At 65.6% G+C, this 13,319-nt stretch carries 13 protein-coding genes and 1 riboswitch; of the genes, 6 read left to right on the top strand and 7 right to left on the bottom strand.

Annotated elements, in window-relative coordinates:
• Positions 1 to 82: 82 nt before the first annotated feature.
• The 3 genes from IF803_RS31055 (at position 83) to IF803_RS31045 (ending at position 3,670) form a co-directional block, all read left to right on the top strand.
• Entirely contained in the window at positions 83 to 1,651 is a 1,569-nt protein-coding gene (locus IF803_RS31055; protein ID WP_461194696.1) for a hypothetical protein, read from the top strand.
• 212 nt (positions 1,652 to 1,863) lie between these two features.
• Positions 1,864 to 2,373, top strand: coding sequence for a hypothetical protein (locus tag IF803_RS31050; RefSeq protein ID WP_304557215.1), 510 nt, complete (start codon positions 1,864 to 1,866; stop codon positions 2,371 to 2,373).
• 307 nt (positions 2,374 to 2,680) lie between these two features.
• Positions 2,681 to 3,670: a Bug family tripartite tricarboxylate transporter substrate binding protein gene (locus IF803_RS31045; protein WP_461194694.1), complete on the top strand. Its 990-nt coding sequence runs from the start codon at positions 2,681 to 2,683 to the stop codon at positions 3,668 to 3,670.
• 35 nt (positions 3,671 to 3,705) lie between these two features.
• Here the strand turns inward: IF803_RS31045 and IF803_RS31040 are convergent, their stop codons facing one another.
• From IF803_RS31040 to IF803_RS31020, 5 genes are all read right to left on the bottom strand, one after another.
• A complete protein-coding gene (locus IF803_RS31040) occupies positions 3,706 to 4,266 on the bottom strand; it encodes a hypothetical protein (protein WP_461194693.1) in 561 nt (186 codons plus the stop codon).
• Between the two features lie 512 nt (positions 4,267 to 4,778).
• On the bottom strand, positions 4,779 to 5,213 hold the full coding sequence (locus IF803_RS31035; protein WP_461194691.1) for a VOC family protein: 435 nt from the start codon (positions 5,211 to 5,213) through the stop codon (positions 4,779 to 4,781).
• A gap of 90 nt (positions 5,214 to 5,303) precedes the next feature.
• Positions 5,304 to 6,236, bottom strand: coding sequence for a prephenate/arogenate dehydrogenase family protein (locus tag IF803_RS31030; protein WP_461194690.1), 933 nt, complete (start codon positions 6,234 to 6,236; stop codon positions 5,304 to 5,306).
• A gap of 4 nt (positions 6,237 to 6,240) precedes the next feature.
• On the bottom strand, positions 6,241 to 7,338 hold the full coding sequence (gene hisC / locus IF803_RS31025; RefSeq protein ID WP_461194735.1) for a histidinol-phosphate transaminase: 1,098 nt from the start codon (positions 7,336 to 7,338) through the stop codon (positions 6,241 to 6,243).
• Between the two features lie 99 nt (positions 7,339 to 7,437).
• Complete coding sequence (locus IF803_RS31020; protein ID WP_038385298.1) at positions 7,438 to 8,286, bottom strand: chorismate mutase; 849 nt, start codon at positions 8,284 to 8,286, stop codon at positions 7,438 to 7,440.
• A 174-nt stretch (positions 8,287 to 8,460) separates the two neighbouring features.
• Positions 8,461 to 8,540, top strand: a riboswitch (SAM riboswitch).
• An 85-nt stretch (positions 8,541 to 8,625) separates the two neighbouring features.
• Between IF803_RS31020 and metX the strand changes: the two genes are divergently transcribed.
• Positions 8,626 to 9,831: a homoserine O-acetyltransferase MetX gene (metX, locus tag IF803_RS31015; protein ID WP_461194689.1), complete on the top strand. Its 1,206-nt coding sequence runs from the start codon at positions 8,626 to 8,628 to the stop codon at positions 9,829 to 9,831.
• On the top strand, positions 9,828 to 10,493 hold the full coding sequence (gene metW, locus IF803_RS31010; RefSeq protein ID WP_028341893.1) for a methionine biosynthesis protein MetW: 666 nt from the start codon (positions 9,828 to 9,830) through the stop codon (positions 10,491 to 10,493). The genes metX and metW overlap by 4 nt, the downstream gene beginning before the upstream one ends.
• A 91-nt stretch (positions 10,494 to 10,584) precedes the next feature.
• On the opposite strand, the gene IF803_RS31005 is transcribed toward metW, so the two are convergent.
• Positions 10,585 to 11,457: an alpha/beta fold hydrolase gene (locus tag IF803_RS31005; protein ID WP_461194688.1), complete on the bottom strand. Its 873-nt coding sequence runs from the start codon at positions 11,455 to 11,457 to the stop codon at positions 10,585 to 10,587.
• A gap of 231 nt (positions 11,458 to 11,688) precedes the next feature.
• Here IF803_RS31005 and IF803_RS31000 point away from each other — a divergent pair, with 231 nt between their 5' ends.
• A complete protein-coding gene (locus tag IF803_RS31000) occupies positions 11,689 to 12,354 on the top strand; it encodes a TIGR02594 family protein (RefSeq protein ID WP_461194687.1) in 666 nt (221 codons plus the stop codon).
• 42 nt (positions 12,355 to 12,396) lie between these two features.
• Here IF803_RS31000 and IF803_RS30995 read toward each other — a convergent pair whose 3' ends face one another.
• A complete protein-coding gene (locus IF803_RS30995) occupies positions 12,397 to 13,188 on the bottom strand; it encodes an MOSC domain-containing protein (protein WP_461194686.1) in 792 nt (263 codons plus the stop codon).
• Positions 13,189 to 13,319 lie beyond the last annotated feature (131 nt).

The following is a 13,319-nucleotide window of genomic DNA, read 5'->3' as shown; positions in this document are numbered from 1 at the left end:
GAATAATGCGCCCCGGCGCGAATATCACTCCCCGAATACCGCTCTCTCTCGCCTGAGGAAACAACCTCGTGTGGAGGAAGCGATGCGAATTCTCGGGGGAATTCTGCTCGGCAGCGTGCTGCTGTCAGCGGGTCCGGTATTGGCGGAGGACGATGCGTCCGAGCTGCGTGCGTTGAAGGCACGGCTGAAGCAGCTCGAGCAGAAAATGGAGACGCAGGCGCGCAAGGAGGAGGCGCTGGCCGCAAGACAGAGCGCAATTCAGAACGCGCAGATGACGGCGAAGGCGCCGGTGCCGTTCGATCCCTGCGCTTCGGGCAAGCTCTGCTACAAGGGCGTCACCTTCACCTTCGGCGGCTGGGTCGATCTCACCGGCATCTATCGCAGCCGTAACCTCGCCTCCGATTCGGGCTCGGTCTACAACTTCATCCCGTTCCCGCAGAGCAAGAACTACAACACCGGCGAGTCGCGCTTCACCGCGCGCCAGACCCGCTTCTCGGTGCTCGCCGAAGCCAACGCCACGGAGAACATCCACGTCGCCGGCTATGGCGAGCTCGATTTCGAGGGCGCGGCGCAGACCGCCAATTCGGTCGCGACCAATTCGTTCAATCCGCGGCTGCGGCAGGCCAGCATCGAGATCGACCGCAGCGATCTCGGCCTGCATGTCCTCGCCGGCCAATCATGGTCGCTGAACACGCCGAGCAAGGCGGGCATCGATCCGCGAGGCGCCGATACGCCGGGCGTGATCGATTTCGAACTGGTGCCGGGCTTCCTCGGCGCGCGTCAACCGGGCGTCCGGGTCTGGCAGGATATCGGGCCCGAGTTCAAGCTCGCGGTCTCGGCGGAGAACCCGCAGACGTCCTTTTTCGGCGGCAACAACCCGCTGGTCGGCACGCCGGCTGTCGGCCCGCAGGGCGTGCTCAATCCGAACCTGCTGGTCAATCTCGCCGGTCCGGGCGGCAGCTTCTTCAACAGCCTGAACAATGTCAGCCTCAACCACGTTCCGGATCTCACCGTGAAGGGCGCGTGGGATCCGCGGCTCGGGCCCTACAAGCTGCATGTCGAGGCGTGGGCGCTCTACCGCGACTTCTATGATCGCTTCAACTTCGCCAATCACGACGTCAACACGGTGAGCTTCGGCGGCCATCTCTCGGCCGAGATCGTGCCGAAGCTGCTCGAGGTGCAGGCCTCCGCCTCTTACGGTGCGCTCGGCCGCTTCACCGCAACGCCATTCCCGGATGCGACCGTGCGCCAGGACGGCTCGATCCAGCCGCTGCCGATCACGGCCTTCCTGGTCGGCTCGGTCTGGCACACGACGCCGTCGCTCGATCTCTACGCCTATGCCGGGCTCGAAAAGACCAAGGCGACCTTCTCCAATGTCGGCACGGTGCCGTTCGGCTACGGCAATCCGCTCTACAACAACCTCGGCTGCAACATCGAGAACTCGCCGGCCGCGACCTGCAACGGCAACACTTCGGAGGTGAGGCAGTACACCGCGGGCTTCTACGACACGATCTTCAAGGGCTCCTACGGCACCATCAAGGCCGGCGCGCAATATTCCTACACCCAGCGCTTCGCCTTCCAGGGTGTCGGCGGCGCGCCGAAGACCGACGACCACATCGTCATGACCCAGATCCGCTACTACCCGTTCTAGTCCTCCGTGTCGCAAGACCCTCATGGTGAGGAGCGCGAAGCGCGTCTCGAACCATGAGGCCCGGTCCATGGCCTGCATCCTTCGAGACGCCCGCAAGCGCGGGCTCCTCAGGATGAGGGGAAGTCGGTAGTGACCAGGATGGCTTCGCGCGCGGTGGACATTGATTCCGATGCGGCCAGAACCGATGCCGCTTCTGGAAAGGGAGGCTACAGATGAGGATCGTGACCAGACCGAAGCAGAGGGCCGTGATCGCGCGCGAATTGATGATGGTCAGCCGCGCCGCGCATGTGCTGCAGCGGACCGGCCTGGCGATGGCCGGTGCCATGGCCGGCACGTTCGTCGCCGCCCAGCTCGCCAAGGGCCATGTCGCTGTCTTCGGCACGCTGATCTTCATCGCAACGACGATCGTGATCGGCGCCGCCGGTTTCTATCTCGGCATCGATATTCCCAAGCCCGCGATGCGCGGCACGGGGCGCATTGATGCCGTCGAGCTTATGAGCGCGGGCGGCATCTTCCTTGCCGCGCTGGCTGCGCTGGTGTCTGTCTACGGCATCGTGTTCGACGAAATTCCGCCGCGCGCCTGGGAGTTCGTGATCGGCTCCTGGTGGTTCGGTGGCGGCATCATGCTGGCGACCGCCGGCCTCGTCGGCCGTCAGCGGCCGGCGCAGAAGGCCGCCGCGATATCGGCGGGGCCGATCCGGGATCAACGGTTGCGGCGGTGAGCACGGTCGCGACGAGTGAATTCGAACGATCGCGCTCTCACTCCGTCACCCTGAGGTGGCCGCCTCTTCGGCGGCCCTCGAAGGGCGGCGGCCCGGCTGCGGCCGTGCATCCTTCGAGGCTCGCGTAGCGGCGCAGTTGCGCCGCTGTGCTCGCACCTCAGGATGACGGGGCTGACACCATTGCGCGCCTTGCCTCGACCAGTGCGTCGCAGCCTTCCGCTGCCACATTTCCCTGCTGCGCCAATCTGTCCCGTAGCTGCGACCGGCCGATGCGATACCCTCACCAAAAAATCGGGGAGGGACTTTAATGCCAGCGAAATTCACCCGCCGTCACGTCATCGCTGCCGGATCAGCGGCCGCCGCGATGCCCTTCCTGTCACGCGGAGCCTCGGCGCAAGCCGCCTGGCCCTCGCGGCAAATCCGCATGATCTGCAGCTACCCCGCCGGCGGGCAGACTGATCTCCTGGCGCGAGCCTTCGGCGAATTCATCGCAAGGCAAGTCGGGCAGACCGTCGTCATCGAGAACAAGGCGGGCGCCTCGGGCTCGATCGGCGCCGCCGAGGTGGCGCGCGCCGCGCCTGACGGTCACACCATCCTGTGCTCGATCTCGACCACTTACGTGATGAACCGCGCTATGATGAAGAACCCCGGCTACGACATGGACAAGGATCTGACGCTGGTCAGCGTGATCCCGGGCGCCGGGCTGCTGCTGGTCGCGAGCCCGAAATTGGGCGTCAAGACACTGGCGGAATTCGTCGCCTATGCGCGCAGCAGCGGCAAGGTGAATTTCGGCACCTACAGCGCGGGCTCCGCGCCGCACATGACGATCAACGAGCTCAACAAGCAGTATGGCCTCACCATCGAGCCGATCCATTATCGCGGCGAGGCGCCGATGTGGACCGGGCTTGCGGAAGGCACGCTCGATGTCGCGATGGGCAGCTACACCGCCGCGCAAACCGTGCTGCAGAGCAACCGGGGCGTCGTCTTCGGAGTTCACTCGAAGAAGGTCGACGCGATCCCCGAGATCAGGACGCTGCCCGAGCAGGGCGCGACGTCGAAGTTCTTCACCGTGAGCGGCTTCTCGGGCTGGGCGCTGCCGAAGGCGACGCCGCAGCCGATCGTCGATCGGCTGTCGGAGATTTGCGTCGCCGCCAATAGCGATCCGAAGGTGAAGGAGGTGCTCGCGACCTTCGTGCTGGAGCCCGCGATCGGCTTCAAGGACAGCAATGCGCTGTATCAGCGCGAATTGCCGGTCTGGATGGAGGCCGCGCAGTCACTCGGCCTGCCGCCGGCTTAAAGCGATCAGGAACTGAAGGATGGCTGCATCGGCGGTCACCATTCGTCGTAGAACCACTCCCTTGGGATTCGAGGTCGCGCCCTTGCGTATGGCGGGATAGACGTCCGCTCGGGCTTGCGCACGGCCGGAGCCGGCTGCGTCGGAGGCGGTGAGGCCTTCGGCTCGGAAACCTTCGCGAGTGCCCGTTTCATTTCTTCCTGGCTCGCCTTGAGTTCCTCAATGGCTTTGGAGTTCTCGCGGGCCATCTGTTGCTGGTTCGCCTTTAGTTGCTCGATATTTCGCTCAACATTCGCGAGGTCGCGTGCGATCGTTTGCAGCAGCTGCGTCTGATCGGGAGGGGCTGTGTTGGCTGTCGGCGCGGCGTCCTGCGGTGGTGCGGTCTGAGGCAACGGCGTCGCTTGGGGCGGAGCGGTGTCTGCCGCGGCGACCTGAACGGCAGGTGGAGCGGGCTGCGCCGGAGGCTGCGGATCATCCGGCGGCAATGCTGGAGTTGAAACGAGCTGCGGCGCCCAACGGGCGACAAGCAGCTTGGCTTCCCCGCCATATGACGATTGCAAAGCCAGGGCAGCGACAACGATACATGCTGCCACCGACAAGGCGGTGAGGGCTCGGAATATCGGTCTTCCGGGTCGCGATTGCAAGCCAGGTCCGGAAGAAGAGGGGCTGGGCCCGGAAGAAGCAGGGCTAGGTCCGACCGAGGGCGGGTTTGGCTGCACCGAAGGGCGGGACGCGGCATCGCGCTCCATTCTTGCGAGCTGTTCACTCAAGCGCGTGAGTTCTTCATCGGCGCGCGCAATCTGCCTGTGGGCTTCCGCGAGTCTTTCGTCGGCGCGCGCGCTCACGCTATCGTTCGATCCAGCTGGGTCCGGAGTGGGTGCGGAGTTCATTGACGTATCCCTTTCCGTGCAATGTCACCCAAGAGTACCGACTCGGCTATCCGTCAGGGGCGATCAGCCTCCAGCACTCGCTTCAGTCTTGTCCAAAGAATGGCCGGATGATAGCGCGCCTGAGGTCTCGTGATAATGGGGCGAGGTACCGGCAAGCCGACATCGGGGCAGGCTTGCGAGTTGTCCTTGGGGCAATGCAAAAGGTCCTGGCCAGCGTAGTCTCAGGCGTCCCGCTCCACCAACTCGAAGGTGATGCCCTCCGGGCCCTCGAACAGCCGGAGCTTCCGGCTGATGTAATCCATCTCGTCGCTCAGCATGGTGACACCGTTCGCCACCAGGTGCGCGGTGGCCGCCTCGATGTCGTCGACGCGGAAGGCGAGGTGATTGAAGCCCAGCCTTCGCAGATTGGTCGGGTGCACCCCCGGATCGGTCCCCGGGGGCGGGTCGAACTGGAGCAGCTGGATCTCGAAATCCGCTCCTTGGAGTGCGAGCGTGATGTGCTGCGCTCTCATGGCCGGCATGCCCATGTACCGGGCGGGAACGCCGCCGTCGATGGTCGCGACGTGGGTCTTCTTGAAGCCAAGCAGTGCGAAGAACGCGATCGCCGGGCCGGCATCTGCCACTGCGATCGTCACATGATCCGGACTGAGTATCATCTGATCGCTCCCTGTCATCAGTGACGCGCCGGCTTTCCTGCTGGAGGCTACCAGCTCGCTCCGTCCGCCGGTAGGCGGACCGAGCCCCGCCTACGTCTTCAAATTCGCATGCGGCCGGCCGAAGTCGGGCGCGGCGGAGTCCTGGCCGGTCTCGACGATGCCGCGGCGGATGGCGCGGGTGCGGGTGAAGTGGTCGAACAGCGCTTCGCCGTCGCCGCGCCGGATCGCGCGGGTCAGCTTCGACAGATCCTCGTTGAAGGTGCCGAGCATCTCGAGCACGGCGTCCTTGTTGGCCAGGAATACGTCGCGCCACATCGTCGGGTCCGAGGCCGCGATGCGGGTGAAGTCGCGGAAGCCTCCGGCGGAGAATTTGATGACCTCGGATTCCGTCACCTGCGCCAGCTCGTCGGCGGTGCCGACGATGGTGTAGGCGATCAGATGCGGCAGATGGCTGGTGATCGCGAGCACAAGGTCATGATGATCGGGCGTCATGACCTCGACCTTGGCGCCGAGCGCGGCCCAGAACGCGCGCAGCCGGTCGGTCGCCGCGGGATCGGTGCCTTCGGGCGGGGTGAGGATGCACCAGCGATTGATGAACAGCTCGGCGAAGCCGGAATCCGGCCCCGAATGCTCGGTGCCGGCCACCGGATGCGCCGGGACGAAGTGGACGCCGTCAGGCAGATGCGGCGCCATGTCCTTGACGACGGCGCCTTTCACCGAGCCGACGTCGGAGATGATGGCGCCGGGCTTGAGATGCCCGGCGATCTCGGCGGCGACCGGGCCGCAGGCGCCGACCGGGATACAGAGGATGACGAGGTCGGCATCCTTCACCGCCTCGATATTGGTCTCGACGACGCGATCGACGATGCTGAGCTCGGCGACGCGCGCACGCGTCTTCTCCGAGCGCGCGGTGGTCACAATCTCGCCGACCAGCCCTTGCGCGCGCGCGCCGCGCGCGATCGAGCCGCCGATCAGGCCGAAGCCGATCAGCGCGATGCGTTTGAAGAGCGGGGCGGTGGTCACGATGTCACTTTCCGGCCAGGAAGTCGCGCAGTCCCTCGACCACGAGGCGGTTGGCCTCCTCGGTGCCAATGGTCATGCGCAGCGCATGCGGCAGCTTGTAATTGTTGAGTGCGCGCAGCACGAGGCCGCGCCGTGTGAGATAGGCGTCGGCTTCCGCCGCGGTCTTGCCCTTGTCGGTCGGGAAGTGGATCAGCACGAAATTGGCGACGCTCGGCGTCACCTTCAGCCCGAGCTTGCCGATCTCCTCGGTCAGCCAGTTGCGCCATTGTTCGGTGTGGGTCCGCGACATCTGCACATGCGCCGTGTCCTCGATCGCCGCCACCGCCGCCAGCATCGCCGGTGTCGTGACGTTGAACGGACCGCGGATGCGGTTGCAGGCATCGACGATATGCGCGGGCCCGAACATCCAGCCGATCCGCAGCGCGGCAAGGCCGTGGATCTTCGAGAAGGTGTGCGTCACCACCGTGTTGTCGGTGGTCGCGACCAGCTCGATGCCGAGCTCGTAGTCGTTGCGCGAGACGTAGTCGGCATAGGCGGCATCGAGCACCAGCAGCACATGCGACGGCAGCGCGGCGCGCAGGCGCTTGACCTCGTCGAACGGGATGTAGGTGCCGGTCGGATTGTTCGGGTTGGCGAGCCAGACCAGTTTCGTGCGCGGCGTCACCACCTTGAGAATGGCGTCGACGTCGGCGGTGAAATTGGTCTCGGCCGCGATCACGTTCCTGGCGCCGTTCGCCATGGTGGCGATCGGGTAGACCAGGAAGCCGTGGGTGGTGGAGATCGCCTCGTCGCCGGGCGCGAGATAGGTGTGCGCCAAGAGATTGAGGATCTCGTCGGAGCCGGCGCCGCAGATGATGCGGTCGGGATCGAGCCCGTAGGCGCGGCCGATCGCCTCGCGCAGCACGCGCGAGGTGCCCTCCGGATAGTCCTCGAGATGGTCAGCCGCGGCCTCGTAGGCCGCGATCGCCTTCGGAGACGGACCGAACGGCGTCTCGTTGGCGGACAGCTTGAACACCTTGCGGCCCGGTTCCGGCACCGGGCTCTTGCCGGGCGTGTAGGGCGCAATATCGAGGATGCCGGGGTTCGGCACGGGGCGGGACATCATCAACTCCGAACAGAGCGTTTTCAAGCGAAGTGGACACCGGTTCGCGTGAAGAAAACGCGTCAAAACAAAAGCCTGGACGAGCGGCCGGCTGCTACTTCAGGTCCTGGCCGATCCGTTAGAGGGCACCGTATAGCGCGTTGCGTGGCTGCCGACGAGGGCCGACGAGCGCACTGAGGCGCCGGCCTTGATCAGGGCGAGCTTGATGGCCTCGAAATCGTGGCCGGTGACCGAGACCAGGAGCGCCGCGCCGTCGAAGGCGGTGTCGGGGACCGCGACGATCTCGGCGAGCGGCGCAAGCGCCCGGGCGACATCGGCGTTCCAGCCGGAGACGCGCACGCTCCAGGTCTGCACTTCGGTGACCATGGCGTCGTCGGCGACCCGCGAGATCACGAACACCGGCAGCGCAGCGGGATGGTCGGCGCGTTCGAGGAACGGCAGCCGCGCGATGATCTTCGGCGCGCCACTGGCCTCGAGCGCATTCCACCACGGCGTGCGGCTTGCGATCGCGGAGACCAGCGCGAGGTCGCCCTTCGACTTCGCCACCGCTTCGACCGCGGCCTGTGCGCTGAAATGCGAGACGTAAGGCACCACGAAGCCGAAGTGAAACCGCGCCGAGTCGCGCATGGCCGACTCGCCGACCGAAACATCGGCATGCACCGCGAACGGCGCCTGCACATAGGTGAAGGTCGAGATGATGACGCGCCAGATGCTCTCGATGGTGTCGAGCGGCAGGATGCCGCGATGACGCCGCACCAGTTCGCGCATCATGCTGGCCTCGCGCGCCGGGCGAAACGCCGAGCCGACCTCCTGGGTCTTCTTGACCTGGATCAGGCGGTCGATGATATCGCCGCGCGCCATCAGCAGGCGGTGAACCTGCTCGTCGATCGCATCGATCTCCTTGCGCAGATCCTGCAGCGAGGGCGGCGACGGGGGTGGGTTGGACATGCTCTCAAACCTTGTCGTCGGGGCGGCCCGTTGCCGCGTCGGACAGGGTCCCTGATTAGGAAAGACGGGCAGCGAAAGCAAAGAGAAACGTCGCAGGCGTGCCTTGCGCATTCGGTTAACCAATTGGCCGTGGGCAGGGCTGTCTTGACGCCGGGGGGCGTGGGGACTACGTTCCCTGCGTCCCGTGGTCATTTGAGCCGGCCGGCTTGCAGCCACGTTAAACAACTCGCTAAACAGGCCGGGGACCTTATCAGCTCCCGGCCGAACCTTTGTTCAGGCCGGGTTTTTTATTGGCCTGAGGTCCGTCGAGCCCTCCCGCGCGGAGGCAGGGTCGCCTAGATGAGCAACGTGCGTCCGATACCGAGCCCACAAACCCCGAGCGATGATCGCGCCCATGAGGCCGACCATCCGTCGTCACTGGTGGCGAAATTCGGGATGGACCAGCCGCTCAAGCTCGATTGCGGCGTCGATCTCGCACCGTTCCAGATCGCCTATCAGACCTATGGCGAGCTCAATGTCGACCGCTCCAACGCGATCCTGGTCTGCCACGCGCTGACCGGCGATCAGCACGTCAACAACATCCATCCCGTCACCGGCAAGCCCGGCTGGTGGGAGACCATGGTCGGCATCGGCCGGCCGATCGATCCCGATAAATACTTCATCATCTGCTCCAATGTGATCGGCGGCTGCATGGGCTCGACCGGCCCTGCGTCGCTGAACCCCGCGACCGGCAAGGTGTGGGGACTCGATTTCCCGATCATCACCATCCCCGACATGGTGCGCGCGCAGGCGATGCTGATCGATCGCCTCGGCATCACGACGCTGTTCTGCGTGGTCGGCGGCTCGATGGGCGGCATGCAGGTGCTGCAATGGACCGCGGCCTATCCGGAGCGCGTGTTCTCGACGCTCGCGATTGCCTGCTCGACGCGCCACTCGGCGCAGAACATCGCGTTCCACGAGCTCGGCCGCCAGGCCGTGATGGCCGATCCGGACTGGCGCGGCGGCCGCTATGTCGACGAGGACACCCATCCGCATCGCGGGCTCGCCGTGGCGCGGATGGCCGCGCACATCACCTATCTCTCGGACGCCGCGCTGCATCGCAAGTTCGGACGGCGGATGCAGGACCGCGAGCTGCCGACCTTCTCGTTCGATGCGGATTTCCAGGTCGAGAGCTATCTGCGCTACCAGGGCTCGTCCTTTGTCGAGCGCTTCGACGCCAACTCCTATCTCTATCTGACCCGCGCGATGGACTATTTCGACATCGCCGCCGACCACAACGGCGTGCTGGCGAAGGCGTTCACCGGCATCCAGACGCGGTTCTGCGTGGTGTCGTTCACCAGCGACTGGCTGTTTCCGACCTCGGAATCGCGCGCGCTGGTGCATGCGCTGAATGCGTCGAGCGCGCGGGTGTCGTTCGCCGAGATCGAGACCGACAGGGGGCACGACGCCTTCCTGCTCGACGTGCCCGAATTCCTCGACATCTCCCGCGCCTTCCTGCTGGCCGCAGGCAAGGCGCGCGGACTGAAGGACGACGGCCAGTCATGAGCATGCAGCAGACATTGCCCTTGCCGGGTATCGCGCCGGAGCGGACCGGCGGCCATCGCACCGATCATCTCCTGGTCGCCGACATGGTGCGGCCGGGCTCGCGCGTGCTCGATGTCGGCTGCGGCGATGGCGAATTGCTGCAGCTGTTGGAGAGCCGCGGCATCGACGGCCGCGGAATCGAGCTGTCACGCGAGGGCGTCAATGGCTGCGTCGCCAAGGGACTCGCCGTGGTGCAGGGCGATGCCGACACCGATCTCGTCAACTATCCCGACGATGCGTTCGACTACGTGATCTTGTCGCAGACCTTGCAGGCGACGCGACAGCCCAAGGTGGTGCTGGAAAATCTGCTGCGCATCGGCCAGCGCGCCATCGTCTCGTTCCCGAATTTCGGGTTCTGGAAGATGCGGCTGCAGCTCCTGATCGGCGGCCACATGCCGCGCACCGAGAATTTGCCGGCGAGCTGGTACGACACCTCGAACATCCATTTCTGCACCATCAAGGATTTCGTGCAGCTCTGCGAGGAGATCAATGTCAAGATGGAGCGCGCGGTGGCGCTCGATCTCTACGGCCGTCCGGTGCCGCTCAACCTGCCGTGGTGGGTGTGGAACATGTTCGGCGAGCAGGGCGTGTTCCTGCTCAGCCGGGGTGGGCAGGGGAAGTGACGTCATGGCGTCATTTCGGGGCACGCGAAGCGTGAACCCGGAATCTCGAGATTCCGGGTTCGATGCTGCGCATCGCCCCGGAATGACAGGACTACACCGGCGCCGCCACCAGCGACCGCGGATCGCGCGCCGGCCAGCGGCCGGCCTCGACCAGCGCGATGAAGCGCTCGACCATCTCGTTGAACAGCGCTGGCTCCTCGAGGTTGAGCACGTGACCCGACTTCGGGAAGAAGGAAAGCCCGGCGGCCGGCAGATGCTGCTTCAGGAACATGCTGGGGGCGATGCAATTGTCGTCCTCGTCGCCGCACAGGATCAGCGCCGGCGTCACGGCGCGCCTGATCGCGTCGGTCATGGTGTAGATCGAGGGTCGGCCGCCCTGGAAGCTGCGCATCGTATTGGCCGAGCCCCTGGCGTCGTGGCGGGCGAGCGCGGCGTAGAAGTCGGCGTGGCCGCGCGGATCCTTGACCAGGAACGGAATCCGGCTCGGCGCCTCGCGCGTCACCTTGGCGACCTCGACCGCGCCGATGGTCTCGTATTGCTCGGCATTGGCGCGGCACTGCGCGCGGAAGGCATCGAGATTCTCGAGGCTCGAGCCGGAGCCGACCGCGGCCAGCGTCATCGACAGCGCGCGCTCCGGCGCGTTGAGCGCGATCTGTAGCGACGAATAGGAGCCCATCGAGAGCCCGACGAAATGCGCCTTGGCGATGCCGAGATGATCGAGCACCGCGAGCGCGTCGGTATAGAAGTGCTGGTAGGTGTAGACGTCGGCGCTCGGCGGCACGTCGGACGGCGTGTAGCCGCGCGCCGAATAGGCGATGCAGCGGTGGCCGCGCGCGAAGTAGCGCATCTGCGGCTCCCAATTGGTGTGATCAGCGGCAAACTCGTGCAGGAAGATGATCGGGGTTCCGCTGCCGGCCTCTTCGAAATGGAGGCGGACATGATCTTTCGTCGTGGCGTAGGGCATTGAAATTCTCCTCTCGTTGGCCGCGTCCAGATTTGCAGTTAATTTTCAGGGCCGCAATGCGGCAGTTCCGGTTCCTTTCTCGTCATCGAATCATCGCGGAATGACCCAGAAATGGTTCCCGCTGCGCCGCATGAAATCTTCCTCGCGCCATCCCGATTTTCAAAACCACCGTCGCGTTCCCCCGGGAACGCGACGGGGAGTTGGGGGGCGTTACAGAGGATCTAGTGAAGTATGGTTCAGTTGCTTGCGTGTCGCCGGTCGCTTCGTGTTTTGGCGCTGGCTCTGTGTTCGCTCACTCTCGCAGTGATCTCCGCCGCTCCGGCATCCGCCCGTCCGCACCACTCACGTCACGCGCATTCGGCCCATGCCGGCCATCACGCGCGTCATTATGCCCGTCATCACTATCGGCACGCCGCGCGGCTGTCGCGCGCCGAGCGCCGCGCGCTCGCGCAGCCGGGTGGGATCATCGAAACCAACGCAGCGCCGTTGCCCGGCAGCGCTGACCCCGTGCCCAACACCGGCGGCGTCAGCGCGGCAGGTGGCTTCGGCTCGTCCGGCATCGTGGCCGAGGCGCGCCGCTATCTCGGCGGCAATCCGACCGACCGCTCCAGCCTGTGGTGCGCACGCTTCATGAACATGGTGCTGCAGCACACCGGCCATCGCGGCACCGGCTCCGACATGGCGAGCTCGTTCGCCAAATACGGTACGCGCGTTTCGGGACCGCAGGTCGGCGCCATTGCCGTGATGAGCCGCCGCGGCGGCGGCCATGTCGGCATCATCACCGGCGTCGATGCCAAGGGCAATCCGACCATGATCTCCGGCAACAGCGGCCACCGCGTCCGCGAGACGCCGGTCTCGCGCGGCCGGATCTACGCCTATGTGATGCCGACCAACTGACTCGTCGAAAGCGGGGCAGGGCGCGTATGCGCCTTGCCCGGCCTACGACGCGACAGGTCCCTCGGCGGCAATCGTGTCGCCGACGGCGGCGCCGCCATCGCTGATGATCTCGGCATAGATGCCGCATTCATTGTTGCCGAAGCGCTGCATCAGCGTGTTCGGCACCGAGAGGTCGCGTGCGCCGGTATCGGGATCGACATTGACCGCCGCACAGCGGGTGATGCGCTTCACCACCCTCGCCCGTGCGCTGCCGATCGCAATGGTCTGGTCGAGCAGGCTGGCTTCATGCCAGGCCGGCCAGCCCTCGACATAGAGATTGGCGCGGAAGCGCAGCGGATGGACCGGCGCCTGCACCATCTCCTCGATCGCCCGCAGGCTGGCCAGATTGATGATCGAGACCACCTTGCGCGGCACGTCGGAGAAACTGTGGCCCGGGCTGACCAGCACCTTGGGCGGTCCCTTGATCTGGCCGGTGTGACGGTCGGCGAAATAGCGCTCGATGGCCGCGCGGCCTTCCGCGGTCTCGAGGTCGCCCTGGGCCACCATCGCGCCATCCCGGCGCAGCGTCAGCACGTGGCTGTCATCGTCGAACTGGGCGCGCAGCGGCGCCAGCCACTCGTCCCGCTGCAGCATCAGGAAATGCGGCTTCGGCAACCACTTCGGCGCGGAGGGATCGAAACCGCTCGGGCCGTTCTCGATCGCATAGCGGCGATCGGAGCGGAGCGTCTCGCCGGCCTTGAGCTCTGCGTGCGGCAGCGACTCGGGCGTGAGGCCCTTGACGGGGTAGCGGTAGATGCCGGTGATCCTGGCGGAGGAGGGTTGTGCGTTGTCCATCCGCTCGCTCTAGCCTGTTTGGCGGGCGAGGAGAACTGCCGGCCGCGGGAAGGTACTAAAGCGTGATGGCATTAAGTTCGATAGCCTGAATTTTTGAGGTAGTTGGCACATTCCTCGGAGGTGAAGGCGTC

The sequence above is a fragment of the Bradyrhizobium sp. UFLA06-06 genome (assembly GCF_054820065.1).
The sequence above is the reverse complement of the archived record's forward strand: the minus strand, read 5'-3'. Positions and strand labels throughout refer to the sequence as shown.

Bases quoted from the DNA above. Each gene is read 5' to 3' on its own strand.
- IF803_RS31000 (WP_461194687.1), top strand. From the start codon at position 11,689: ATGGTTCAGTTGCTTGCGTGTCGCCGGTCGCTTCGTGTTTTGGCGCTG.
- IF803_RS31050 (WP_304557215.1), top strand. From the start codon at position 1,864: ATGAGGATCGTGACCAGACCGAAGCAGAGGGCCGTGATCGCGCGCGAA.
- IF803_RS30995 (WP_461194686.1), bottom strand. From the start codon at position 13,188: ATGGACAACGCACAACCCTCCTCCGCCAGGATCACCGGCATCTACCGC.
- metX (WP_461194689.1), top strand. From the start codon at position 8,626: ATGAGCAACGTGCGTCCGATACCGAGCCCACAAACCCCGAGCGATGAT.
- IF803_RS31005 (WP_461194688.1), bottom strand. From the start codon at position 11,457: ATGCCCTACGCCACGACGAAAGATCATGTCCGCCTCCATTTCGAAGAG.
- hisC (WP_461194735.1), bottom strand. From the start codon at position 7,338: ATGTCCCGCCCCGTGCCGAACCCCGGCATCCTCGATATTGCGCCCTAC.
- IF803_RS31045 (WP_461194694.1), top strand. From the start codon at position 2,681: ATGCCAGCGAAATTCACCCGCCGTCACGTCATCGCTGCCGGATCAGCG.
- metW (WP_028341893.1), top strand. From the start codon at position 9,828: ATGAGCATGCAGCAGACATTGCCCTTGCCGGGTATCGCGCCGGAGCGG.
- IF803_RS31035 (WP_461194691.1), bottom strand. From the start codon at position 5,213: ATGATACTCAGTCCGGATCATGTGACGATCGCAGTGGCAGATGCCGGC.
- IF803_RS31055 (WP_461194696.1), top strand. From the start codon at position 83: ATGCGAATTCTCGGGGGAATTCTGCTCGGCAGCGTGCTGCTGTCAGCG.
- IF803_RS31020 (WP_038385298.1), bottom strand. From the start codon at position 8,286: ATGTCCAACCCACCCCCGTCGCCGCCCTCGCTGCAGGATCTGCGCAAG.